Source organism: Streptomyces cucumeris (genome assembly GCF_024295805.1).
GTDB lineage: Bacteria > Actinomycetota > Actinomycetes > Streptomycetales > Streptomycetaceae > Streptomyces > Streptomyces cucumeris.
In genome coordinates, this window is sequence record NZ_JANCLX010000005.1 from 35,817 (window position 1) to 59,746 (window position 23,930).

Here is a 23,930-nt window from a genome sequence, read left to right on the forward strand (position 1 = left end):
GAGGCAGCAGATGACCGACGGCCGATGCCCCGTGCCGCATGCCGCAGCGCCGCACCGTCTGGACCCCACCGGGGCCGCCCAGCACGCGGTCAACGACCGGCTGCGCGCCCGCGGGGCCGCGGTCCCGATCCTGCTGCCCGGTGAGGTGTCCGCGTACGCCATCACCCGGCACGAGGAGCTGAAGGAGTTCGTCACCCACCCCGACGTGGCCAAGAACGCCCGCCACTTCGCGGCGCTGCGGAACGGGGACATCCCGCCCGGCTGGCCGCTGGCCACCTTCGCCACCGTGCAGGGCATGACCACCGCCGACGGTGCGGACCACCGGCGGCTGCGCTCCCTGGTCACCCGGGCCTTCACCCCGCGCCGGGTGGAGGCGATGCGGCCCGCGGTCGAGGAGCTGACGGAGTCGCTGCTGGACGGTCTGGAGCGGGCCGCCGCCGACGCCCCGGACGGGGTGGCCGATCTGCGCCGCCACCTCGCGCTGCCGCTGCCCATGGGGGTCATCTGCCGGCTGCTGGGGGTCGACGCCGAGTACCAGGACCGGCTGCACGAGGTGTCCAACGAGATCGTCTCCACCAGGACCGGACCCGAGCGGGTGGTGGCCGCCAACCGGGAGATGGTCGCCATCCTCGGCCAGGTGGCTGCCGCCCGGCTGGCATCTCCCGGCGACGACCTGACCAGCGCGCTGATCGCGGCGCGCGAGGAGAACGGCGACCGGCTGAGCGAGAGCGAACTGATCGGCACCCTGCTGCTGATGATCGTCGCCGGACACGAGACCACGCTCAGCCTGATCACCAACGCGGTGCGGGCGCTGTGCAACCACCGCGACCAGCTCGAGCTGGTCCTCTCGCGCGCCGGGGACGCCGAGGCACAGGGCCCGGCCTGGGGCGACGTGGTCGAGGAGACCCTGCGCTGGGACGCCCCCGTCAGCTACTTCCCGTTCCGCTACCCCACCCGTGACCTGGAGGTCGGCGACACCGTCATCCCGGGCGGCGCGCCGGTGCTGGTCTCCTACACCTCCGCCGGACGCGATGAGCGGGCCCACGGCGAGGACGCGGACCGCTTCGACATCACCCGGGCCGCCGCCACCCGCCATCTGTCCTTCGGCCACGGCGCCCACTACTGTCTGGGCGCCCCGCTGGCCAGGATGGAGGCCACCATCGCGCTGGAGCGGCTGTTCGCCCGCTTCCCCGGTCTGACGGTGGCGGTGCCGGACGAGGAGCTGGTGCCGCACCCCAGCTTCGTCGGCAACAGCCCGGTGGCGCTGCCGGTCCGGCTGGGCTGACGGCCGCGCGGCCACCGCTCACAGTGGCCGCCCGCGCCCGCTGAGGGCAGCGTTGCCTCCGGGAAACGACGGGGATGCCGTCGGGTAACAGGCACCCCGCAGGCTTCGGTGTCATGAGGTCGAACAGGGAGCCGGAGCGCCACCACCGCGTGGTGATCGTCGGCGGCGGTATGGCGGGCACCCGGCTGGCGCAGCAGCTCACCGCCGCGCCGCCGGCGGGCGCCGGACCGCTGCGGGTGACGCTGATCGGCGAGGAACCGCATCCCGCGTACAACCGGGTGCTGCTCGCCGAGGTGCTGGCCGGGCGGTACGTCCCGGAAGTCATCGCGCTCCCGGCCCCGGCCCCCGTCGTCCACCGGCTGGGCGGGGTGCGGGCGGTCCGCCTCGACCGCGACACCGCGCGGGTGCTGTGCGACGACGGCCGCAGCCTCGGCTACGACACGCTGGTGCTGGCCACCGGCTCCAATCCGGTGCTGCCGCCGCTGCGCGGTCTGTTCGCGCCCGGCGGCCGGGAACTGCCGGACGGGGTGCACGCCTTCCGCACCATGGACGACTGTCTGGCGCTCGGCGCCGCGGCCGGCCCCGGGGTGCGGGCGGTGGTCATCGGCGGCGGGCTGCTGGGCGTGTCCGCCGCCCGCGCCCTGGCCGAACGCGGCGCCCAGGTGGTGCTGGCGCACCAGGGCGAGCACCTGATGGAACGCCAGCTCGACCCGGGCGCCTCCCGGCTGCTGCGGGACCATATGACGGCGCTGGGCGTGGAGGTCCACACCGAATGCCGGGTCCGTGGTCTGCGGACCCGGGAACGGGACCGGGGCGGACGCGCGGTGAGCGCCGTCGAACTGGCCGACGGCTATGCGCTGGAGGCCGAACTCGTGGTGCTCGCCTGCGGGGTCCGGCCGCGCGTGGGGCTGGCCCGGGCGGCCGGTCTGGAGGTGGCGCGCGGTGTCGTGGTCGATGACGCGCTGCGCACGAGCGACCCCCGGATCCACGCGATCGGTGACTGCGCGGAACACGGCGGTGTGGTCTACGGGCTGGCACAGGCCGCCCAGGAACAGGCCGACGCCGTCGGCGCCGTCCTCGGCGACCGCGGCCGGGCCGGACCCGGCCACCGGGAAGCGGAAGCGCCCCGGGACGCGGCGGCGACCGCGTACCAGGTGACCCCGTACCAGGGGACGCGCACCCTCACCCGGCTCACCCTCGCCTCCGCCCGCCCCCTTGACCTGGCCTCCTTCGGGGAGACCACCCCCGCCCCCGGGGACGACGTCGTGCACCTCACCGACGCCACCCGCAACGCGTACCGCAAGGTCGTCGTCCGGGGCGACCGCCTCGTCGGCGGCATCCTCCTCGGCGATCTCGGCACCGTCGGCGCGCTCGCCCGCACCTGGGAGGGCGATGAGCCGCTCCCCGCCACCCCGCTGCTCCACCTGCTCACCAACGATGGAGGCTCCTGCTCATGACGAAGCCGACGATTGTGCTGATCGGCCACGGGATGGTCGGCCAGCGGTTCCTCGAAGCCCTCGTCGACCGGAACGTCACCGGCACCGCCCGGGTCGTGGTGTTCTGCGAGGAGCCCCGCCCCGCCTACGACCGCGTCCAGCTCAGCTCGTACTTCTCCGGCCGCACCGCCGAGGACCTCTCCCTCGTCGAGGACGGGTTCCTGGCCCGGCACGGGATCGAACTGCACCTCGGCGACCCGGCCGCGTCCGTGGACCGCGCCGCGCGCACGGTGACCGCCCGCTCCGGGCTGACCGTCGGCTACGACACGCTGGTGCTGGCCACCGGCTCCTACCCGTTCGTCCCGCCCGTCCCCGGCAAGGACAGCGAGGGCTGTTTCGTCTACCGCACCGTCGAGGACCTGCTCGCGATCGAGGCGTACGCGAAGAACTGCGCCACCGGCACGGTGGTCGGCGGCGGACTGCTCGGTCTGGAGGCGGCCGGTGCGCTCAAGGGGCTGGGGCTGACCACCCACATCGTGGAGTTCAACCCGCGGCTGATGGCTCTCCAGGTGGACGACGGCGGTGGCGCCGCGCTGCGCCGCACCGTCGAGGACATGGGCCTGATCGTGCACACCGGTGTCGGCGGCAAGGAGATCACCGCGGACGACGCCGGCGCGGTCACCGGGATGGCGCTGTCCGACGGTTCGGCCGTCGAGACCGACCTCGTCGTCTTCTCGGCCGGGGTGCGCCCCCGCGACCAACTGGCCCGTGACTGCGGCTTGGAGGTGGGCGAGCGCGGCGGGATCACGGTGGACGAGCGCTGCCGCACCAGCGATCCGGCGGTCCTCGCGATCGGCGAATGCGCGCTGGCCGCCGACGGCCGGGTGTACGGCCTGGTCGCGCCCGGCTACGAGATGGCCGAGGTGGCCGCGCACGAGATCGCGGGCAGCGCGCACACCGGATTCACCGGTGCGGACACCTCCACCAAGCTCAAGCTGCTGGGCGTGGACGTGGCCAGCTTCGGCGACGCCCACGGCACCGCGGAGGGCTGTCTGGACGTGGTGTATTCCGACTCCCGCTCGGGCGTCTACAAGAAGCTGGTGGTCGGCGCGGACGGCACCCTGCTGGGCGGGGTACTGGTCGGTGACGCCGACGCGTACGGCATGCTGCGCCCGCTCACCGGCTCGGTGCCGCCGGTCGCCCCCGAACAGCTCGTGCTCCCGGCCGGGGCCGGTGCGCCCGCCGCGCTCGGCCCGTCCGCGCTGCCGGACGAGGCCGTCATCTGCAACTGCCACAACGTCACCAAGGGCGCGATCCGCGGCGCCGTCACCGACCACCGGTGCACCACCGTCCCCGAGGTGAAGAAGTGCACCAAGGCGGGGACCGGCTGCGGCAGTTGCGTCAAGGCGCTCACCTCGCTGGTCAACGACGAGCTGGAGGCGAGCGGCGTCAGCGTCGACAAGGGGCTGTGCGGCTGCTTCGGCTACACCCGCGCCGAGCTGTACGAGATCGTGCGCACCCTGCGCGTGACCACCTACGCGCAACTGCTGGACAGCCACGGCCGCGAGGAGGCCCGCCGGGGCGACGGCTGCGAGGTGTGCAAACCGGCGATCGGCTCGATCATCGCCTCGCTCGCCCCGACGCTGGGCGCCAGCGGCTATGTCCTGGACGGTGAACAGGCCGCGCTCCAGGACACCAACGACCACTTCCTGGCCAACCTCCAGCGCAACGGCTCGTACTCGATCGTGCCGCGGATCCCCGGTGGGGAGATCACCCCCGAGAAACTGATCGTGATCGGCGAGGTGGCCCGGGACTTCGGGCTCTACACCAAGATCACCGGTGGTCAGCGGATCGACCTGTTCGGCGCCCGGGTGGACCAGCTCCCGGTGATCTGGGCACGGCTGGTGGACGCCGGGTTCGAATCGGGCCATGCGTACGGCAAGGCGCTGCGCACCGTGAAGTCGTGCGTGGGACAGACCTGGTGCCGCTACGGGGTGCAGGACTCGGTGCGGATGGCGATCGACCTGGAGCTGCGCTACCGGGGGCTGCGTTCCCCGCACAAGCTGAAGTCGGCCGTCTCGGGGTGCGCCCGCGAATGCGCGGAGGCCCGCGGCAAGGACTTCGGGGTGATCGCCACCTCCAACGGCTGGAACCTCTACGTCGGGGGCAACGGCGGCGCCGACCCCCGCCATGCCGACCTGCTGGCCCAGGACCTGGACGACGAGGGGCTGATCCGGCTCATCGACCGGTTCCTGATGTTCTACATCCGCACCGCCGACCGGCTGGAGCGCACCTCGGCCTGGCTGGAGCGGATCGACGGCGGTCTCGACCACGTCCGGGACGTGGTGGTCGACGATGCGCTGGGGCTGTGCGCCGAGCTCGAGGCGCTGATGGCCGACCATGTGGCGGGCTACCGCGACGAGTGGGCCGAGACCCTGGCCGACCCCGAGCGGCTGAGCCGCTTCGTCTCCTTCGTCAACGCGCCCGGGGCACCGGACCCCACGGTGCGGTTCGTGCCCGAGCGCGACCAGGTCAAGCCGGACCTCACGATCCTGTCCGGCCCGGCCATCCCCGTCCGTACCCGCGAACTCGAAGGGACCTCCAGCCGATGACCATGGCTCCCGAGCGGACCGATGTCCGTGTGGAACTCCTCGTCGACCAGAAGTGGTTCACCGTCTGCGAGCTGACCGATCTCGTCCCCGGCCGCGGGGTGGCGGCCCTGCTGCCGGACGGCACCCAGGTGGCGGTCTTCCAGGACCGCGCGGGCCGCGCCCACGCCATCGGCAACCGCGATCCGTTCACCGGCGCGTATGTGCTCTCGCGCGGACTGCTGGGCACCGCGGGCGGACGCCCGTTCGTGGCCTCGCCGCTGCTCAAGCAGCGCTTCGACCTGGAGACCGGCCGCTGCCTGGACGACGAGACGGTGTCCGTCACGGCGTACGCCACCCGCCTCGGCAGCCCGGCGCCGGGCCCGGTGTGACCGTGTGATCCGTTGCCGCCCGGGTGACATGGAGGGCGGTTAGGGTCCCTGGTATGGATCTGAAACTCCTGGGGAAGCGCGCGTTGGTGACCGGTGGCAGCGGCGGAATCGGCACCTCGATCGCCCGCCGGCTGGCCGCCGAGGGCTGCGCGGTGCTGGTGCACGGCCGCGACGCGGCGCGGACCGAGGAGGTCGCGGCGGCACTGCGCGGTGAAGGCGCGCAGGCCGAGGCGGTGCTCGGCGACCTCGGCGACGACGAGTCCGCCACGGAGGTGGCCCGGCGGGCGGCGGACTGGGGCACGGACATCCTGGTCAACAACGCGGGGCCGTTCGCCGAACACGACTGGGACTCCGCCACGCCCGAGGACTGGCTGACGGCCATGAACGGCAATCTGCTCTCCGCGGTCCGGATGGTCCGCGTCCTGGTGCCGGGGATGCGCGAGCGCGGCTGGGGCCGGATCATCAACGTCGGCAGCCGCGCGGCCGTCACCGCGCTGCCCAACATGGTCGAGTACTCGGCGGCCAAGGCGGCCGTGCTCAACGCCACCACCAGCCTCGCCCGCCATCTGTCCGGCACCGGGATCACCGCGAACACCGTCAGCCCGGGGGTCATCGTGAGCCCCGGGCTGCGCCGGATGTTCGAGGAGCGCGCCGCCGAGGAGGGCTGGGAGGGCGACTGGCCCGCGATCGAACAGCGGGTGACGCGGGAGTACGCGCCGAACCCGAGCGGACGGCTGGGCACCGGTGAGGACATCGCCGCGGCGGTGGCCTATCTGGCCAGTCCGCTGGCCGATTACGTCAACGGGACGAATCTGCGCGTCGACGGGGGCATCACACACCGGTGCCGTAGCGGTCGTGGGGCGCCGCGCGCCATCGCTCAGACCGGGCCGTCACCCCGTTCCACCAGCGTCCAGGCGTGGGCGAAGAGTTCGGGCAGGGTGCGGACGGGCAGCGGCGGGTGGTTGTCGTAGCGGCCGTTGTACGAACGCTCCACGCCCAGCAGCGCCGCCTTCCACCGCTCCATCGGTGTGAACGGCTTCACCGCGTGGCCCCACTCGCCGGGCAGGAAGACCTGCCGTCCGGCGCGGGGCCGCTTGTCCGCCACCACCACACCGCGCGCCAGCAGTCCGTCGCGGGCGGCGTGGTGGCGGGCGGCCGTCCAGCCGTTCCACTTCCGCACGTTGCGGTCGGTGGGGGCGGGCAGGGCCAGCAGTTGCAGATACAGCCGTGCCTGGTCCTCCTCCAGGTCCAGCTTCCCCGCGGCGAGCGCGACCACGTCCGGGGCCGAGGCCGCCGGATCGGACTCGTAGCGGCCCGGGGGCAGCGCGGCCGAGGCGATCCGGTCCACGATGGCGGAGCAGACCGGGCCGCGCAGCCAGGCGACCGCGTCCATGTGCTCGCGGCCGTAGCGGTCCACCCATCCCGACAGCCGCCGGGAGCGTTCGTCATCGCCGTAGAAGGCGGGGCGGAAGGACAGATGCATACTGGGCCGTTCGTGCGGGCGGGTCGCCCGCCATCGCGTCACCACCGTCAGCCCGTCGTCCACGCTCGGGTCGTCCAGTGGTTCCGGACCCGCGTAGGGGCGGCGGCCGAACCCCTCGGGCAGCTCCGCCGGCAGATCCTCCCCGCGCATCCCCCGGAACCCCGCGCCGAGCAGCAGCCCCGGATGCTCCAGCCGCTTCCGCAACACCCGCACCAGCCCGGGCACACCGTCGTGCACCACGTCCCCGGCGGGGAGCTCGGCGTAGACCCACGGGAGGTGCGCCACCGCGGTGAGCAGGGTGTCCCCGAACCACCGTGCCTGGCCACGGGCGTCGGTGACATAGGGGCCGAACTTCGAGTTGCTCAGCCAGGTGTCGACGTCCGCGCGCAGCTCCGGAAGGTCGGTGGGGTCGGTGAACGCCCAGCACAGCTTGCCCGCCGTCAGCAGGAACGGCTCCCGCTCGACCACCGCCGTGTGCGTGGACTCGGGCACCGTCGTGCGCCGCCCGAACCGGGCCCGCCACGCCGCGCCGATCCGGGTCGCGACCTCCCGCATGCCCTCCAGCTCCCACAGCGCGGCCGGATCGGCGGGCAGGACGTCCGCCAGCAGCTCCAGCCGCTCCAGCGGGCTCAGCCTCGCCAACTCCTGTCCGCCGTCCTCGCTCTCGGCCGCCTTGAGCTGGTGGATCCGGCGCTCCTCGGCTTCGAGGAACGGTGTGTATCCCGTGCTGATCAGCCCGGCCAGGGCGAACGACGCGGTGGCCCGCCCCAGCCCGGTGGCCTCGCGCAGCAACGTGACGGCCGACCGGTCCCACGGCACCGGACCGCGCTCGCGGATCAGCGCCACCAGCGTGCGGATCTGCTCCGGCGAGCCCCAGCCACCGCCGGGGACGAGGTCGTTGACCTCCACGGGCTCCCCCAGCGACGGCGGCTCGCCGTGGCCGGTGCGCAGCTCCAGGAACTTCCGGGCCCCGCCGCGCACCCAGCCGATGCAGACGGCGGCGCCGTGCTCGTCCCGCACACCGGGGCGGTCGGTGCGCACCACCCCGGTGCGCCAGCGCGCCGAGGGGTCCGCGAACGGGCTCGCCGCCCAGATCTCCAGCCAGGCCAGCAGCCGCTGCCGCCGCACCTCACGGGTGGGCTCCACGGCGGCGCGCAGCGCGAGGGCGCCGATCCGCCCGAGGAACCGGGTCCAGGACCCCTCCCCGGCACTGCCCGGCCCGGTCTCCCCCTCCGGGGGCTCCCAGGTCCCGGCCAGGAAGCCGCCGGTGCGCTCCAGCGCGGCCAGCACCCCCCGCGTCGACCAGTACCCGGAGCCGTCGACCAGCCCGCCCAGGGCGTTCGCCAGCCATCCGTCGTCCAGCCTGCCGCCTCCGAGCCGGTCGAGCACCGGAGTTCCCCCAGTCACATGTGCCATGGCCCGATCCTCGCCCATGGCACCGACAGCCGGTGCCCTCGTCATGTCCGTCGCCGCGGACAGGGGATTTCGGGGCGCAACCGGTGCGGGCCGCAGGCGACCAGACAGACGGAGAGAAACCGCCGCCCCGTCAGATACCACCCGCCGGCCACATCCTCCCCACCCGCGACCGCCTCGGCCGCACCCCGGTCCCTCGCGGACAGCGTTTCGGGGGCGCGGTCGTGATGAGAGGCGAAGGACGCGGCGTGCTCACGCACCCGGTCCCCGAACCAGCGCGCGGCCTCGGCCGGGTGGGTCCAGGTTCCCTGGATGAAGTCCGGGGGTTTGAGCAGCCAGTGGGCGAGTTCGAGGGGAACGACCCTGCTGCGTGTGAACTCGGGGTGCAGGGGGCGTCTGGGGCCGTCCTTGAGGAGGTCGTGGCCTGAGCCGAGCCAAAGGTAACCGTGGTGGTGGTGCACTGTGCCGCCTTCGCAGACCGAGCGGGGCGGCCCCGGCGCCGGCCGGGGACCGCCCCGCCTTCCGGGTTATCGACGGCCGCAGCCGTCGCCGCCACCGCAATCGCCACCCGAAGGGGGTGACGGCGCGTCGGTGTCGGGCAAGGTGTCGCCGTCGTCCGGGTCCTGGCGTAAGACGGCCTTGTGTCCTGCCTGCCGCATCGGGAAGATTCCCTTCTGTGCTGTCGGACACGAGGGCTCTCCTCGTGCCGTCGTGCATGTGCACCCGTTCCGGCTGGGCTCGACCTGCCAGGGCTCCGGTCCAGCCGGTACGGGGGTCTGCGACGCCTATGCCGAGGCGGCGTTCTTCGTCTGCTCATCCAGCGCGGCCCGCATCAGGACATCGGCGAGCCGGTTCGCGCTGTCGAGCGGGATGCGCCCGAGGGCCACCAGGGGATAGCCGGACACCGTGAGTTCGCCACGCAGGGTCGGCCATCGGCGCCCAGCGCCTCGATGTCTTGTTCGCGGATTCTCATCGCTCACCTCTCCCGCCGTTTCTGCGTGAACGGGACATTAGGGAGAGGGAGCTGGGGGATGCGAGGCAATGTTCTCGGATGTTCTCGACCACGGGCGGGATGTTCTTGATTGATCTCACACAGGGTCAGCGAATCGGTACCGAGCGCACCCGTGGGTGCGACATGCTCGGGGTGTCCAGATCAACGAGGAAGGACGTGATCATGGCGCGTCGACTGCGCTTCAACGGCACGGGTTCTGACGTCACGGGCTGCCCCGCCGTGCACGAGGACTTGGACAGCGGAGAGATCGTCATCCACGGAACACCGCTCTCCGACCCCGAGGACCTCGCCCAGCTCCGACACCTGGGAGAGGGCGAGACGCCGATCGTGGTGCCACGCGAACTGCTGGTCGACTTCGGCCCCAAGGAGGCCACTCGCACACCGCGCATCATCGACCTGGATGACTTCGGCAAGCTCTTCGAGAACTTCGAGCACACCGCCTGGCGGCTGGAGACTCGGCGCCGGTTCGCGAGCGATGAAGTCGCTCCCGGCTACCAGGAGTTCGTCGCAACGGGCGAGGCACCACTGGATCTCTACCATCCGTTCTTCGCCACGATCCGTGAGCAAACCCGGCAAGGCAAGCGGTGCGAGCGAGTGCGCATCGTCGACAATCCACCCACAACCGGTCAGCGCTACCTGCTCTACAGCGCCGCGCGCAACAGGTCGGTGGGTGAGGACATCCGCAACATGTGGCGCGCCGATGCCGATCGGCTGCGACTGCCCGCCGAGGACTTCTGGGTCTTCGACTCCCGGCTCGTCGCCCTCCTCAACTTCGATGACGACGACAATCTGCTCAACGTGGAGGTGATCACCGAGCCGGCGGCGGTCAACCGCTATCTCCAGGTTCGGGACGCGGCATGGCACTACGCCGCGCGATACGACACGTTCGAAGCGGGGCTCGCCACGTAGGTTGCAAGTACCGTGTGACCGGTGAGCACTGACTTTCAACAGGCACGGGTGGCCCTGGGAGCGCGGCTTCGGGAGCTGCGCGCGTCATGCCCTGGAGGTCGGCTCACCGGTACACAACTGGCCCAGCGGCTGGGCTGGCCGCATTCCAAGATCTACAAACTGGAGAACGGCCGTCAGACGGCAACAGCCGAGGACCTACGCGCTTGGGCCACGGCAACCGGCCAGCCGGAAGCCGCCGAGGAACTCCTCTCCCGGTTCAACGGCCTGGAATCTCACATCCGATCGTGGCGCCGCCAACTGGCCTTGGGGCACAAGCCCGTTCAGGACACGATCAACGCCGAGCACCAGCGCTCCACCACACTGCGCGGCTGGCAAAACTGTGTTGTGGTGGGCATGCTCCAGACGCCCGATTACGCACGCTCTGTCTTCAGCCAGAGCGCAGATCTGCACAAGTCTCCACGCGACACCGAGGCCGCGGTACGGGGTCGGCTGCGGCGCCAGGAAGGGCTGTACGACTCGCGCAAGCGGTACCGGATCCTCATGTGGGAGGGAACGCTCCGCGCTCTCGTCTGCCCACCGTCAGTCCTCGCCGCCCAGCTCGACCGGCTGATGAGCGTCATCGGCCTGGACACGGTCGAGCTGGGCATCGTCCCGTTCTCGGCGCCTCTGAAGATCCAGCCCGCCAACGGATTCTGGATCCACGATGAGCGGCTGGTGCTCGTCGAGGACTGGCACGCCGAGCTGTGGATCAACGACGCCGACAGCATCGCCCTCTACCTCCGCGCCTGGAACACCCTGCGCGAATCCGCCGTCTTCGGCGCCGACGCGCACCGCCTGATCCATGAGGCCCGGCGGGCGCTGATCGGGTAACGTGGGCGTCACCCGCTGCATACCGAGGAGGTGAGACCCATAAACGCCAGGTCAGGCTGGGTGCTCCCCCTCTGCGGCCAAGCGGCCGAACCGGTGTAGGTGACCGGCGGAGCGCCCTGGGAATCCCGGAAGGCTCCATGTCGACTTCACCTCTCTCCCTCGTTCCGGTCCTCGATTTCCCCGCCGTCGTCGGCAGACTGCGTACCGCCGGGTGCGTATTCGCCGAGGACGAGGCGGAGTTGCTGCTCTCCGCCGCCCGTGATCCGGCCGCGCTCGAGGCCATGGTGGCTCGGCGCGCCGCCGGGCTGCCGCTGGAACACGTCCTGGGCTGGGCGGAGTTCCGCGGTCTGCGGATCGCCGTGGATCCCGGTGTGTTCGTCCCCCGCCGCCGCACCGAGTTCCTCGTCGAACGGGCGCTCGCGCTGGCGCCCGCGCGGGCCGGGGCGGTGGTGGTCGATCTGTGCTGCGGCTCCGGCGCGCTGGGCGCGGCCCTGGGGGCGGCGCTGGAGCGGATCGCGCTGGACGCCACCGACATCGATCCCGCGGCGGTGCGCTGCGCCCGGCGCAATGTGGCCGCGGTGGGCGGCCGGGTCCACAAGGGCGATCTGTACGAACCGCTGCCGGGGGGCCTGCGCGGCCGGGTCGACCTGCTGCTGGCCAACGTCCCGTACGTGCCCAGCGCCCAGGTCGGACTGCTGCCGCCGGAGGCCCGGGTGCACGAGGCGCGGGTGGCGCTGGACGGCGGGGCGGACGGGCTGGACGTGCTGCGCCGGGTGACCGCGCAGGCGGCCGGGTGGCTGGCGCCGGGCGGCTGTCTGCTCTTCGAGACCAGCGGAGCCCAGGCGTCCGCGGCCGTGGGGATCGTCGCCCGGGACGGGCTGCGGGCCACAGTGGCCGAATGCGCGGAGCGGGAGGCGACCGTTGTCATCGGCACCAGGCCGCCTTCGCGGTGACCCGATGGCGCGACCGGGTACGAGTGCGACGCCGGAGCGCCGATGCCTCGATGGGCGCGGTCTGACGTCGCACTCGATCCAGCACGTCCGGCATCCGGTATCCCGTCAGATCTCCAGGCGCTGCTCGATCTTCCGCAGATTGTGGCGGGCGAGGGCGAGGTTCGCGCGCTGGCGGTCCAGGGCGAGGTAGAGGAAGAGAGAGCCGTTCGACTGCTGCGTCGGCCGGATCAGGTGGTACTGCTGGGTGAGCGTGATCAGGATGTCCTCGATGGAGTCGCGGATCTCGAGACTGGCCAGGGTGCGCAGCTTGGCCCGGACCACCTCGGTATTGCCGGCGGCGGCCAGATCCAGGTCGAGGGCGGTTCCCCCCTCTGCGCCCAGGGTCATGCCGCTTTCGTAGTCGACGACGGCCACCCCCAGGGCTCCCTCGATCGCCATGGCTTCCTTGAGAGCGGTCTCGATGTTCATCAGCACTTCCTTCGCGGTCGACGCCGACGCCTCACACCGTGCGGCGCGGGGTGGGCAGGGTGATGTACGGAGCGTGAGCGGCTACGACCGCAGGCACGTAACGTGTAAGAAAAGCACACCAAGTTGGAGCATTGGGTACTTTTATGATCGACTGTTTTCTTTCTCGTCAAAATTGTGATCGGAGGGTATCGTGACGGCCCTTCAAGAGTGAAGGGGTCCGGGTGTCCGAACTAGGACTGTTCATACGCCAATTGCTCGAACACCCAGGTGTCAGCGCCGCGATGCTGATAGACGGCACGACGGGCCTCGAGTACGGCTTCGGCGGCGATCGTTCGGCGCTGCCGTCCGCCGCCGAGTCCTGTGATGACGCACATCGAATATCGGACACTCTTGAAGCCGTCAGTGGCCGGACGGGGCTGGAGAACATCACGGTGACCACCACGCTGAGTCACTACGTCACCCAGGTGATTCCCCGGAAACGGGGCGACTCCCTGCTGCTGGTGGTCGCGCTGGCACGGGAGAGTACGAACCTCGCGCTGGCAGCACGCCAGATCGATGAGCACGCCCGGAAGCTGCTCGCATGACCGGCTTCCGCGGTGAGTTGACACGACTGCACGAGAGCCGCTTCACGGGTGTACTGCGGATCGAGGGCGTCCCGGCGGGGGTCATCCACCTGCGCGAGGGTCTGATCGCCGCGATCGTCACCCCCGGCGCCCCCGGGCCCGAGTCCCTGCTGCTGAAGTCGGAGCGGATCACCGAACGGGAGTGGTCCGCGGCGTTCGCCGCCGGGGCCCCCGAGGAGCGCGTGGGTGCGCATCTGACGAAGACCGCCGGGGTCGGCACGGCGGAACTGGAAGTGGTGACCGTCTCGGCGCTGTACGACGCGGCGTTCGCCATCGGGCTGAACCGACCGGATCGATGGCAGGCCGAGACGGAGACCGTGCCCTTGCCCCTTCCGGTGCGGCCCGGGGTGCATCCCGAGGATCTGCTGCGGGAGACCCGTCGCCGGCTGTCCGTGGTCTCCCAACGATGGGGTCCTCCGGAGCAGTTGATGACACACCGGGTGAGGGCGAGCGGCCGGGCCGCGCCGAGCGTCGTGCCGAACGCCCGCTTCCAGGACATCCTGCTCCACGCCAACGGCCGCCACACGCCTCGTGACATCGCCTTTCTCCTCGGCCGCGGCACCTTCGCCGTCACCACCGACATCGTCGCCATGGCCGCCCGCGGGCTGCTCGACGGCCGCCCCGCCTCCTCGCCGTCCGGGGCCGCCGGGGTCGCGATCCGACAGCCGGCCCGGCGGGAGGGCGAGGACCGCCCCGCGACACCACCGGCGCCGCCCGCCTCACTGCCCCGCCGCCGCCCCGGGGCCGGACGCCCCGAAGCCGGACCCCCGGGAGCCTGACAGCCCAGAGCCGACGACTGACCGCCGACCTCACCCCCACCTCCGCACTCGACCCCCACCGAGCACACAGCGGCCACCGCCCGCCGCACACCATGCAAGGAGCCCTCGCAGTGAGCGATGAAGGATTGGACCTGGAACTGAAGAGCTTGCGGGAGCGGGTGCTGGGCGTGAGCGACACCATCGTCGCCACGGCCGACGGCCTGCTCGTCGCTTCCGACAGCTACGAGATCCATGCCGAATCCCTGGCGGCGCTCACGGCCGCCATGCTCGGCCTGGCGCGGCGCACCACCGGGGAGGTCGGCATCGGCGGGCTGCGCGAGGTCGTCACCCGCGCACAGTCGGGCCACCTCATCGTGTACGCCATCGGCGAGCAGGCTCTGCTGGCGGTCAGAGGGGACGAGGGACTCGATCTGGACGGGCTCCGTGTGACGTCCCGGGGAACCGTCGAGCGCCTCGCCGCCCTGATGTCCGTGGACCTCGGCGACTGAACCGGACCGGCACCCGCGCGGGCCGGGGCCCCTTGACGGGCCACGCCCCCGGTGGCAGCGTACGGGCGGGCGAGAAGGTGATCAGTACGCTGACCACCGGCGGGACGATGTGACGACGACCGCCTCCGTCCGTCACCCGCCGACACCACCGGACGGCCGCGCCACAAGCGCCCGAGGCCGCAGGAAGGGACGCCCGATGACCCTCGACCGTCCGCGCGACGTCTACATCGTCGACGCCGTCCGCACCCCTGTCGGCAAGTACGGCGGCGCGCTCGCCGGGGTCCGCCCCGACGACCTGGCCGCCCATGTGCTGCGCGGGCTGCTGGAGCGCACCCCGGAGCTGGACCCGGCCCGGATCGACGACGTGTACTTCGGCAACGCCAACGGCGCGGGCGAGGACAACCGCGATGTGGCCCGGATGGCCGTGCTGCTGGCCGGTCTCCCGGTCACGGTGCCCGGCGCCACCGTCAACCGGCTCTGCGCCTCGGGTCTGGAGGCCGTGCTCCAGGCCGCCCGCGCCATCGCCGTCGGCGACGCCCATATCGCGCTCGCGGGCGGTGTGGAGTCCATGAGCCGCGCGCCGTGGGTGCTCCAGAAGCCCGAGCGTGCCTTCCCGGCCGGACACCAGGAGCTGTACTCCACCACCCTGGGCTGGCGGATGACCAACCCGGAGATGCCGCCGGAGTGGACCGTGGCCCTCGGCGAGGGCGCCGAGCTGATCGCGGACAAGCACGGCATCACCCGCGAGGCCCAGGACGCGTTCGCCCTCGCCAGCCATGCGAAGGCGGCACGGGCGTGGAAGGACGGGGCGTACGACGCCGAGGTGCTGCCGTACCCGGACACCGGCCTGGTGCGCGACGAGACCATCCGGGACACCACCTCGCTGGAGTCCCTGGCAGGTCTGAAGCCCGCCTTCCGCAAGCCCGGCGGCACCGTCACCGCCGGGAACTCCTCACCCCTCAACGACGGCGCGGCGGTCCTGCTGCTGGTCGACGAGGAGGGGCTCGCGGCCACCGGCCGGGAACCGCTCGCCCGGATCGGCGCCTCGGCCGTCACCGGGATCGAACCGCAGTACTTCGGCCTCGGGCCGGTCGAGGCGGTGCGCCGGGCCCTGGCCAGGGCGGGCCGTGGCTTCGGCGATCTGGCCACGCTGGAGCTCAACGAGGCGTTCGCCGCACAGGTGCTTGGCTGTTTCGCCGAATGGGCCGAGGACCGCGGCTTCGACCCGGACGTGGTCAATCCGCGCGGCGGCGCCATCGCCATCGGCCATCCGCTGGGCTGCTCCGGTGCCCGGCTGGCGGGGGCGGTGGCGCACCAGCTCGCGGCCCGCGGTTCGGGCACCGGACTGGCCACGTTGTGCATCGGCGTGGGGCAGGGGATGGCGCTCGTCCTGGAGCGGTGAGACGGTCCGGCCCCGTCGTCCGACGCCCCGTCATCCTCCGTGCGCCGTAGCCGACATGGCGCCGCAACACCCCTGTCGTAATCCGCCCCCATCGTTGATCGTTGGGACATACGGTGGCCCGGGACCGGCCACACGAGGAGCGAGGGGGCGCCAGCTGTGTCCATCAGCCGCAGAAGACTGCTCGGTACGTTCGGCGCGGGCGCGGGACTCACGCTGACCGGTGGACTGACCGCCGCCTGCGGGTCCAACACCGGACGGGGATCGGACGGCGAGGGCGGCCGGCCGCTGCTCGCGCACTGGTACCACCAGTACGGCGAGCCCGGCACCGAGCAGGCGGTCAAGCGGTACGCGGACGCCTACCGCAAGGCCGACGTCCAGGTGCAGTGGCGGCCGGGCAACTACGACCAGCAGACCGCCGCCGCGCTGCTGACGGCGTCCGGGCCGGATGTCTTCGAGGTCAACGGCCCGACGCTGGACCAGATCCGGGGCCGTCAGGTGGTGGACCTCACCGATCTGCTCAGCGAGGCGAAGGACGACTTCAATCCGGCGGTGCTGGCGCCCAAGACCCATGAGGGCAGGATCTGGGCCGTTCCGCAGGTCGTGGACATGCAGTTGCTCTACTACCGCAAGAGCATGCTGGAGAAGGCGGGCGTGGAACCGCCGCGTACGCTCGACGCGCTGGTGGACGCGGCGAAGGAACTGACCACCGGGGACGTCAAGGGGCTCTTCCTCGGCAACGACGGCGGTCCCGGGGTCCTCGGCGGCACCCCGCTGCACGCCGCCGGGCTCGAACTGATCACCACCGACGGCGAGGTGGGGTTCGACGATCCGGCCGCCGCCCGCACCCTCGGCAAGCTGCACCGGCTCTTCGCCGACAAGTCATTGCTGCTGGGCGCTCCTTCGGACTGGTCGGACCCGGCCGCGTTCACCCAGGGGCTCACAGCCATGCAGTGGTCCGGGCTGTGGGCGCTGCCGCAGGTGAAGAAGGCACTGGGGGACGACTTCGGGGTGCTGCCGTTCCCCGAGGACGGGGCGCACGGCGGCCCCGCAGTGCCGGTGGGCGCCTACGGGGCGGCGGTCAGCGCGCGCAGCGGCCACCGGGAGGCGGCGAAGGAGTATGTGAAGTGGCTGTGGGTGGAGAGGACGGAGTACCAGGAGGACTTCGCGCTCACCTACGGCTTCCACATCCCGGCCCGGATCTCGCTGGCGAGGAGGGCCGCCAAACTGCGCGCGGGCGCGGCCGGTGAGGCGGTGGGCTACGCCACCGACCACGGCCACGCCGAACCACTGCTGTGGACGCCCGCGAGCAAGACCGCCTACCAGGACGCGCTGAGCCGGATCATCAAGAGCGGTGCCAGTCCGGAGCGGGAGCTGCGGTCCGTGGTACGCAGGACCCGGGCGGAGCTGCGGCGCGTCCAGAAGAAGCGCTGATGCGCGGGGCGGCCCCGCACCAGAAGTCGCCGACGCGGAGGAGCCGGTTCGGCCGGCAGAACCGCACCCTGTGGTTCTGGGTCTTCGTGGGCCCGTTCGTCCTCGGGCTGACCCTGTTCACCTATGTACCGCTGGCCTGGAGCGCCTACCTCAGCTTCTTCGACGCGCACAACACCGTGTCACCGACCGAGTTCGTCGGCTTCGACAACTACACGGCGATGCTGCGCGACGACGCCTTCACCGACAGCCTGCTGACCTTCCTGGTCTTCACCGCGTTCATCGTCCCGGCCACCTATGTGCTCTCGCTGTCCCTGGCGCTGATGGTCAACCGGCTGCGCTGGGCGCAGGCGTTCTTCCGGTCGGTGTTCTTCCTGCCGGTGGCGTGCTCCTATGTGGTGGCGGCGCTGATCTGGAAGATGTCGATCTTCAACGGGGTGCGGTTCGGCCTGGCCAACACTGTGCTCGGCTGGTTCGGCGCCGATCAGATCGCCTGGCTGTCCACCACCGATCCGCCCTGGTACTGGCTGGTCATCGTGACCGTGCGGCTGTGGCTCCAGGCCGGGTTCTACATGGTGCTGTTCCTGGCCGGGCTCCAGCGGATCCCTCCGCGGCTGTACGAGGCGGCGGCGGTGGACGGCGCCCGGCCGGGGTGGCAGGTGTTCCGGCACATCACCTTCCCGCAGCTCCGGGCGACCTCGGTGGCCGTGGTGCTGCTGCTGGTGATCAACGCCTTCCAGGCGTTCGACGAGTTCTACAACCTGCTGTCCGACTCACGCGGCTATCCGCCCTACGCCCGGCCGCCGTTGGTCTACCTCTACTACACCGCGCTGGGACAGGGGCAGAACCTGGGCCTGGGCAGTGCGGGCGCGGTGATCCTGGCACTGATCATCGCGGTGGTCACGGTGGCGCAGGCACGCTGGTTCGGCCTGGGCCGGAAGGAGGACTGAGCGATGCCCCGGAACCTCCCCGCGCACCACCGGCGGGGCGACGGACTGGCCCGCGCGGGCCGCGCGGTGCGGCTGGTGCTGCTGAGCGCGCTCGCGCTGCTCTTCCTGCTCCCCTTCTATCTGCTGGTGCGCAACGGCCTGTCCAGCGAGGCGGACATCACCTCGCCGGAGTGGACCTTCTTCCCCGGCGAACTCCACTGGGGGAACATACGCGAGCTGTTCGAGGACCCCGATGTGCCAATGGCGCACGCCCTCCTCAACTCCTCGCTGATCGCGGTGCTCACCACGCTCGGCACCCTGCTGCTGGCCTCGCTCGCCGGGTACGGTCTTGCCCGCATCCCGTACCGCCACGCCAACCTGGTCTTCTACTGGATCCTGGGCACCCTGATGGTTCCCGCCGCGGTCACCTTCGTGCCCAGCTTCGTGCTGGTCAGCTCGCTGGGCTGGATCTCGACCCTGCGCGGTCTGGTGGTGCCCACGCTCTTCCAGGCGGTGGCCGCGTTCATCTTCCGCCAGTACTTCCTGGGCTTCCCGCGCGAGCTGGAGGACGCCGCGCGGGTGGACGGGCTCGGCTACTGGCGCACCTACTGGCGGGTGGTGGTGCCCAACTCACGGCCGGTGTTCGCCGCGGTGGGCACCATCGTGTTCATCGGCGCCTGGAACTCCTTCCTCTGGCCGCTGGTCATCGGCCAGGACCGGGAGGCATGGACGGTGCAGGTCGCGCTGTCGACGTTCACCACCGCCCAGAGCGTCAACATCCACGAGCTGTTCGTGGCGGCCGCGGTGTCCATCGTGCCGCTGCTGGTGGTCTTCCTGGTGCTCCAGCGCTACATCGTGGCGGGCGTCGAACGCTCCGGCATCGATGACTGACACCCGCCCGCGGCACCGGGCGGTCGTGTCATCCGTGCCCCGCGTGCCCCTGGGCACCGGCCACCGCGGGGAACGCGGCCTGCGCGCCGAAGACCCGCTCCCCCGGGGAGCCGCCGCCGCGCAGCAGCGCCGCGCCCAGCGGGGTCAGGGTGTGCAGTACGGCGCTGCCCTGGCGCAGGGTGTGGACCAGCCCGGCCTCCCGCAGCACACTCGCGTGCTGACTGGCCGAGGCGAGCGAGACGCCCACTCTGCGGGCGAGTTCACTGGTGGTGCAGCCGCCGCCGACCTCCAGCAGCACCGCGGACCGGGTCTGGCCCACCAGCTTGCCCAGCGAACGGACGCAGGCGGGCGCGGTGGCCGGGCGCGGCTGGATACGGGGCGGCGCGGTCCGGCGGGCGTGTTCGACCGGATAGACCAGCACCGGGGTCAGCTCCGGGTTGCGGAAGGTCACCGGGGTGCCGCGGCAGAAGAACGACGGCAGCAGCAACAGCCCCCGGCCGCGGAGATACAGATCCCGGTCGACGGGATAGTCGACCTCCAGCACCGGCGCCCGCCAGCGCATGGTGGGCGGCAGCGAGGACAGCAGCCCGTCCGCCCCGCCGTCCAGCAGCGCCCGGCCCCGGGCGGCCCGGTCGGCTTCGATCCGGGCCTGGATATGGGGCCAGTAGGGGGCGATAGCGGCGCGGTGGTAGGTGCGCAGGGTGGTGATCAGACGATCCAGTGGTCGTGCCTCGCCCTGGGCGAGGTCACGTATCCATCCCGGGAGGGCACGGGACGCCGGGAGCCCGGCGATCTCGTGGTGCAAGCGCTCTCCCGGTGTGGCACGCAGCGCGGCCATGGCACTGTCGCAACCGATTACCCCTTCGGCGGGTGTCAGGAAGTCAGGAAAATATCCGCGCGAGGGAATGAGAGGCGCCAGGAGCCGCGCTTCCCCGTTGAGCCGGTTACGCGCTTCCGAACGCCATTCCCCGTATACGGTCTCGGCCCGGTTCTCCCGTAGGCGGTGGAAACTCAGAACCGTTTCCCAGAGCACATCCGGGCGGACCGCCATCCGCAGCCGGGCCAGATCGAGTTCACTGAAATGAACACGTAGCACTAGACCCTCACATGTGACATGCCGACCGTCCCCCCGATCACCGTTGAGTATGCACGCTTACACGGTCAGTCACCACGTCCTTTTGGCCAGATGTGAAACGGGGCGCGCTTCGGGCGTGCGAAGAGGAAAGCTGTTCCTCGTGCAAACGGGAGGCCACCGGCAAAACACTCCGGGGCCGTCCATAATTCAACAGGCGGTGCTCAGAGCCACATAGCTCGTTCCCGTGGGGGGTGACGAGTGCGTTACGGCGACTGGGCACTTGTGTTGCCGCCCGTAGCCGATGCGCGTGGCAACAGCTCCCGTGGGGGGAGTGAGAGGGGGCGGCACCTCCGCACAAGGTGCCGCCCCCTTTGAGATCCGGGGCCGCCGACGGGCTGAGGGAGTCCCGGGCAGCCCCGGTGGTCCCTAGCCGCTCACCGCCGCACGGCCCGCCTCCAGGCGCGCGACCGGGATGCGGAACGGCGAGCAGGAGACGTAGTCCAGACCCACCTGGTGGAAGAAGTGGACGGATTCCGGGTCGCCGCCGTGCTCACCGCACACGCCCAGCTTGAGGTCGGGACGGGTGGCCCGGCCGGCCCGCGCGGCGTCCCGGACCAGGGCGCCCACACCGTCCTTGTCGATGGTCTCGAACGGGCTGACCCCGAAGATGCCCTTCTCCAGGTAGGCGGTGAAGAAGCTGGCCTCCACATCGTCCCGGGAGAAGCCCCAGACGGTCTGGGTGAGGTCGTTGGTGCCGAAGGAGAAGAAGTCGGCCGACTCGGCGATCTGAGCGGCGGTCAGCGCGGCCCGCGGCAGCTCGATCATGGTGCCGAGGGTGAGCTTGAGGTCCACGCCCCGGGCCCGCTCGACCTCCTCGATGATCTGCTCGGCCTCCTCGCGGACGATCTCCAGCTCCTGGACGGTGCCCACCAGCGGGATCATGATCTCGGCGCGCGGGTCGCCCTTGGCGTTGCGGCGCTCCGCGGCGGCCTCGGCGATGGCCCGCACCTGCATGGCGAACAGACCGGGGATGACCAGACCGAGGCGGACACCGCGCAGACCCAGCATCGGGTTCTGCTCGTGCAGCCGGTGGACGGCCTGGAGCAGCCGCAGGTCGTTCTCGTTGTGGTCCTTGCGGGACTCGGCGAGCGCGACGCGCACCGACAGCTCGGTGATGTCGGGCAGGAACTCGTGCAGCGGCGGGTCCAGCAGCCGTACGGTGACCGGCAGTCCGTCCATCGACTCGAACAGCTCGACGAAGTCGTCCTTCTGGAGCGGCAGCAGCTCGTGGAGGGCGTTCTCGCGCTCCTCGTCGGTGTGGGCGAGGATCAGGTGCTCGACCATCTCCCGGCGCTCACCGAGGAACATGTGCTCGGTGCGGCACAGGCCGATGCCCTGGGCGCCGAACCGGCGGGCGCGGGAGGCGTCCTCGGCGTTGTCCGCGTTGGCGCGGACGCGCAGCCGGCGGACCCGGTCCGCGTAGGCCATGATCCGGTGCACCGCGCCGACCAGTTCACCGGCCTCCTCGGCACCGGCGTGCATCCGGCCCTCGAAGTACTCCACCACCGGGGAGGGCACGACCGGCACCTCACCGAGGTAGACCTTGCCGGAGGAGCCGTCGATCGAGACGACGTCGCCCTCCTCGATCACCACCGGGTCCTTGCCGTCCCGGCCGGGGGCCGTCATCCGGCGCCGCTTGGTGTCGACTTCGAGCTCCTCGGCGCCGCACACACAGGTCTTGCCCATACCGCGGGCGACCACGGCGGCATGCGAGGTCTTGCCGCCGCGGGAGGTCAGGATGCCCTCGGCCGCGATCATGCCGTCGAGGTCGTCGGGGTTGGTCTCCCGGCGGATGAGGATGACCTTCTCGCCCGAACGCGACCATTTGACGGCGGTGTAGGAGTCGAAGACGGCCTTGCCGACCGCGGCGCCCGGGGAGGCCGCGATACCGCGGCCGATCCGCTGCACACTGTCGCCGTCGGCGACCTCCAGGTCGAAGCGCGGGAACATGAGCTGCGCGAGCTGGGCGCCGTTGACCCGGCGCAGCGCCTCGGCCTCGTCGATCAGACCCTGGTCGACGAGCTGGGTGGCGATCCGGAAGGCGGCGCCCGCGGTGCGCTTGCCGACGCGGGTCTGGAGCATCCACAGCTTGCCGCGCTCGATGGTGAACTCGATGTCGCACAGGTCCTTGTAGTGCGTCTCGAGGGTTTCCATGATCTGCATCAGCTGGTCGTAGGACCGCTTGTCGATGTCCTCGAGATCGGCGAGCGGAACGGTGTTGCGGATACCCGCGACCACGTCCTCGCCCTGCGCGTTCTGGAGGTAGTCGCCGTAGACGCCCTGGTGGCCGCTGGCGGGGTCACGGGTGAAGGCGACACCGGTGCCGGAGTCGGGGCCGAGGTTGCCGAAGACCATGGAGCAGATGTTGACCGCGGTGCCCAGGTCGTGCGGGATGCGCTCCTGACGGCGGTACAGCTTGGCGCGGTCACCGTTCCAGGAGTCGAAGACGGCGCGGACGGCGAGGTCCATCTGCTCGCGCGGCTCCTGCGGGAAGCTGCGGCCGGTCTCCTTGGCGACGATGTCCTTGAACTCGGTGACCAGCCGCTTGAGGTCGGCCGCGTCGAGGTCCACGTCGACGACGACGCCCTTGGCCTTCTTGGCCTCGTCGATGGCCTCTTCGAAGAGGTCACCGTCCACGCCGAGCACGGTCTTGCCGAACATCTGGATGAGACGGCGGTAGGAGTCCCAGGCGAACCGCTCGTCGCCCGCCTGCGTGGCCAGACCGGCCACGGAGTCGTCGGACAGACCGATGTTGAGGACGGTGTCCATCATGCCGGGCATGGAGAACTTGGCGCCGGAGCGTACGGATACCAGCAGCGGGTCGTCCGGCTGGCCCAGCTTCTTGCCCATCTTGGTCTCGAGGGCCTCGAGGTGCGCACTGACCTCGTCCCGCAGGGCCGCGGGCTCCGAGCCGCTGTCGAGGTAGACCTTGCACGCCTCGGTGGTGATGGTGAATCCCGGCGGCACCGGGAGACCGAGGTTGGTCATCTCGGCGAGGTTGGCCCCCTTCCCGCCGAGCAGGTCCTTGAGATCCTTGTTGCCCTCGGTGAAGTCGTAAACGAACTTCTGCTGATCTTGTGTTTCCGACACGGGACTCGATCTCCTCGGCTCGGCTGCCCTGACGGCGGGGAGCGTACCCAGATCGAAGGTGCCTGAGCATGTCCACTCCACCGTCATTCGGCTGTAACCACCCGCCTGCCACGCGTTCGAAAGTTCGGCGGTGAAAGAGCGTTATTTTGCCAAGCCTTCAAGACTCGAACACATGACCACGCTCCGCAGGCAGACCTCCCCGCCATACTCACTCTTAGTGACAATTTGAAGGATGTATTGAACATCAACAGGGTGGCACTCAGTGCCACGTATTGGAGAGGTGAGAGCAGCCTTGACCCATCCGACCCCCTCTCGGCGACCGCTCATCTGAGCGAGACTCTGATCAGAGTGGCGAG

At 71.1% G+C, this 23,930-nt stretch carries 20 protein-coding genes; 15 read left to right on the forward strand and 5 right to left on the reverse strand.

Features of this window, described 5'->3' with window-relative positions; translation table 11 throughout:
- Positions 1–10 precede the first annotated feature (10 nt).
- The 5 genes from NMK44_RS09050 to NMK44_RS09070 all read left to right on the forward strand — a co-directional run bounded on the left by NMK44_RS09050 (position 11) and on the right by NMK44_RS09070 (position 6,672).
- Complete coding sequence (locus NMK44_RS09050) at positions 11–1,285, forward strand: cytochrome P450 family protein (RefSeq protein WP_254740241.1); 1,275 nt, start codon at positions 11–13, stop codon at positions 1,283–1,285.
- Positions 1,286–1,398: 113 nt separating this feature from the next.
- Positions 1,399–2,742, forward strand: coding sequence for an NAD(P)/FAD-dependent oxidoreductase (locus NMK44_RS09055; RefSeq protein ID WP_254740243.1), 1,344 nt, complete (start codon positions 1,399–1,401; stop codon positions 2,740–2,742).
- Complete coding sequence (nirB, locus tag NMK44_RS09060) at positions 2,739–5,333, forward strand: nitrite reductase large subunit NirB (RefSeq protein ID WP_254740244.1); 2,595 nt, start codon at positions 2,739–2,741, stop codon at positions 5,331–5,333. The genes NMK44_RS09055 and nirB overlap by 4 nt, the downstream gene beginning before the upstream one ends.
- Positions 5,330–5,701 carry a nitrite reductase small subunit NirD gene (gene nirD, locus NMK44_RS09065; RefSeq protein ID WP_254740246.1) on the forward strand — a complete coding sequence of 124 codons (372 nt, stop codon included), beginning with the start codon at positions 5,330–5,332 and terminating at the stop codon, positions 5,699–5,701. Before nirB ends, nirD begins: the two co-directional genes overlap by 4 nt.
- 53 nt (positions 5,702–5,754) lie before the next feature.
- Positions 5,755–6,672, forward strand: coding sequence for an SDR family NAD(P)-dependent oxidoreductase (locus tag NMK44_RS09070; RefSeq protein WP_254740248.1), 918 nt, complete (start codon positions 5,755–5,757; stop codon positions 6,670–6,672).
- Here NMK44_RS09070 and NMK44_RS09075 read toward each other — a convergent pair.
- Together NMK44_RS09075 and NMK44_RS09080 are read right to left on the reverse strand one after the other, a co-directional pair.
- On the reverse strand, positions 6,579–8,600 hold the full coding sequence (locus tag NMK44_RS09075; RefSeq protein WP_254740250.1) for a hypothetical protein: 2,022 nt from the start codon (positions 8,598–8,600) through the stop codon (positions 6,579–6,581). The two genes, NMK44_RS09070 and NMK44_RS09075, sit on opposite strands and share 94 nt — an antisense overlap.
- A gap of 41 nt (positions 8,601–8,641) precedes the next feature.
- Complete coding sequence (locus NMK44_RS09080) at positions 8,642–9,058, reverse strand: hypothetical protein (RefSeq protein ID WP_254740252.1); 417 nt, start codon at positions 9,056–9,058, stop codon at positions 8,642–8,644.
- A 713-nt stretch (positions 9,059–9,771) separates the two neighbouring features.
- Here NMK44_RS09080 and NMK44_RS09085 point away from each other — a divergent pair.
- The 3 genes from NMK44_RS09085 (at position 9,772) to NMK44_RS09095 (ending at position 12,341) form a co-directional block, all read left to right on the forward strand.
- Entirely contained in the window at positions 9,772–10,518 is a 747-nt protein-coding gene (locus NMK44_RS09085) for a DUF6879 family protein (protein WP_254740254.1), read from the forward strand.
- A gap of 21 nt (positions 10,519–10,539) precedes the next feature.
- Positions 10,540–11,388 carry a helix-turn-helix domain-containing protein gene (locus NMK44_RS09090; protein WP_254740256.1) on the forward strand — a complete coding sequence of 283 codons (849 nt, stop codon included), beginning with the start codon at positions 10,540–10,542 and terminating at the stop codon, positions 11,386–11,388.
- 137 nt (positions 11,389–11,525) lie between these two features.
- Positions 11,526–12,341 (forward strand): putative protein N(5)-glutamine methyltransferase, encoded by an 816-nt coding sequence (locus tag NMK44_RS09095; RefSeq protein WP_254740258.1) that lies wholly within the window; start codon positions 11,526–11,528, stop codon positions 12,339–12,341.
- 105 nt (positions 12,342–12,446) lie between these two features.
- Here NMK44_RS09095 and NMK44_RS09100 read toward each other — a convergent pair whose 3' ends face one another.
- A complete protein-coding gene (locus tag NMK44_RS09100; protein ID WP_254740260.1) occupies positions 12,447–12,809 on the reverse strand; it encodes a hypothetical protein in 363 nt (120 codons plus the stop codon).
- A gap of 221 nt (positions 12,810–13,030) precedes the next feature.
- On the opposite strand from NMK44_RS09100, the gene NMK44_RS09105 reads away from it, so the two are divergent.
- From NMK44_RS09105 to NMK44_RS09135, 7 genes are all read left to right on the forward strand, one after another.
- Positions 13,031–13,393, forward strand: coding sequence for a hypothetical protein (locus NMK44_RS09105; protein WP_254740262.1), 363 nt, complete (start codon positions 13,031–13,033; stop codon positions 13,391–13,393).
- Positions 13,390–14,211, forward strand: coding sequence for a hypothetical protein (locus tag NMK44_RS09110; RefSeq protein WP_254740264.1), 822 nt, complete (start codon positions 13,390–13,392; stop codon positions 14,209–14,211). The genes NMK44_RS09105 and NMK44_RS09110 overlap by 4 nt, the downstream gene beginning before the upstream one ends.
- 110 nt (positions 14,212–14,321) lie before the next feature.
- The gene (locus NMK44_RS09115; protein WP_254740266.1) at positions 14,322–14,699 is read left to right on the forward strand and encodes a roadblock/LC7 domain-containing protein; all 378 of its coding nucleotides are present in this window, start codon (positions 14,322–14,324) and stop codon (positions 14,697–14,699) included.
- A gap of 196 nt (positions 14,700–14,895) precedes the next feature.
- Positions 14,896–16,101, forward strand: a complete 1,206-nt coding sequence (locus tag NMK44_RS09120; protein ID WP_254740268.1) for a thiolase family protein — start codon at positions 14,896–14,898, stop codon at positions 16,099–16,101.
- Positions 16,102–16,257: 156 nt separating this feature from the next.
- Positions 16,258–17,532, forward strand: coding sequence for an ABC transporter substrate-binding protein (locus NMK44_RS09125; protein ID WP_254740270.1), 1,275 nt, complete (start codon positions 16,258–16,260; stop codon positions 17,530–17,532).
- Positions 17,532–18,479 carry a carbohydrate ABC transporter permease gene (locus NMK44_RS09130; protein WP_254740272.1) on the forward strand — a complete coding sequence of 316 codons (948 nt, stop codon included), beginning with the start codon at positions 17,532–17,534 and terminating at the stop codon, positions 18,477–18,479. Before NMK44_RS09125 ends, NMK44_RS09130 begins: the two co-directional genes overlap by 1 nt.
- Before the next feature lie 3 nt (positions 18,480–18,482).
- Positions 18,483–19,349 carry a carbohydrate ABC transporter permease gene (locus tag NMK44_RS09135; protein WP_254740274.1) on the forward strand — a complete coding sequence of 289 codons (867 nt, stop codon included), beginning with the start codon at positions 18,483–18,485 and terminating at the stop codon, positions 19,347–19,349.
- 28 nt (positions 19,350–19,377) lie between these two features.
- Here the strand turns inward: NMK44_RS09135 and NMK44_RS09140 are convergent, their stop codons facing one another.
- Both NMK44_RS09140 and ppdK read right to left on the reverse strand, forming a co-directional pair.
- Entirely contained in the window at positions 19,378–20,445 is a 1,068-nt protein-coding gene (locus NMK44_RS09140) for an ArsR/SmtB family transcription factor (protein WP_254740276.1), read from the reverse strand.
- A 405-nt stretch (positions 20,446–20,850) separates the two neighbouring features.
- Positions 20,851–23,574 carry a pyruvate, phosphate dikinase gene (gene ppdK / locus NMK44_RS09145; protein ID WP_254740278.1) on the reverse strand — a complete coding sequence of 908 codons (2,724 nt, stop codon included), beginning with the start codon at positions 23,572–23,574 and terminating at the stop codon, positions 20,851–20,853.
- Positions 23,575–23,930 lie beyond the last annotated feature (356 nt).